1 pseudogene is annotated in these 917 nt (G+C 79.2%); it reads left to right on the top strand.

What is annotated here, in order from left to right:
• Positions 1-917: pseudogene (locus tag AO501_RS38175) on the top strand (PE family protein); the annotation flags it as partial.

A 917-nucleotide genomic window follows, 5' to 3' on the forward strand; every position in this document is an offset into this window, starting at 1 on the left:
GCGGGCGGCATCGGGGGCAATCCCGGAGTCGGAGGCGCCGGTGGCATCGGCGGCTCCGGATCGACGGCAGGAAGCGACGGGGTGGGCGGTCAAAGTCCGGCGATCGGGGGCGATGGCGGCCATGGCGGGACAGGCGCCAACGGTGCGGTGGCCGGCCAGGCCGGTGCGGCTGGAGGCCGGGGTGGCAACGGCGGATCGGCCGGAAACGGCGGCGCGGGCGGTAACGGGGGCAATGGCGCAGCCGGCAACGCCACGGTTCGGGCCGGAGGCGCCGGCGGGGCGGGAGGTGACGGCGGAGCCGCCGGCGGCACCATCGGAAATGGCGGCGCGGGCGGTAACGGCGGCATCGGCGGCAACAGTGGCACCAGCAGCGGCACCTTCCCTCCCGACATCGTCAGTGGCATAGGCGGACAGGGTGGCGCCGGCGGCGCGGCGGGCACTATCGCCGGCAACGGCGGCGCAGGCGGTGACGGCGGCGCGGGTGGCAACTCCGACGGATACTTCGGCGCCCGCGGCGGCAACGGCGGTGCCGGCGGAACCGCCGGCGCGTTCACCGGCAACGGCGGCGATGGCGGTGCCGGCGGGTCGGGTGGGGCCGGCAGCCTCACCGGCAACGGCAGCGGCAGGCTCAGCGGCAACGGCGGCGCCGGCGGCACCGGTGGCGACGGCGGTTTCGGCGGTCTGCAGGGCGGCACGGCCGGCGCCGGCGGGATCGGCGGTGTCGGTGGCGACGGAAGCAGTGGCGGTGGCCGCGGCGGAGACGGCGGTGCCGGTGGCGACTTGGCCAGAATCGCCAGCGGCACCGCGGGCGCCGGCGGGCAGGGCGGGGACGGCGGTCGCAGCGCCGCCGGCCCCGGTGCCGCCGGCGGCAACGGCGGCACCGGCGGCGACGGCGGCGCTCTCGCCGGCGCGGGCGG

Source organism: Mycobacterium gordonae (assembly GCF_001417955.2).
Lineage (GTDB): Bacteria > Actinomycetota > Actinomycetes > Mycobacteriales > Mycobacteriaceae > Mycobacterium > Mycobacterium gordonae_B.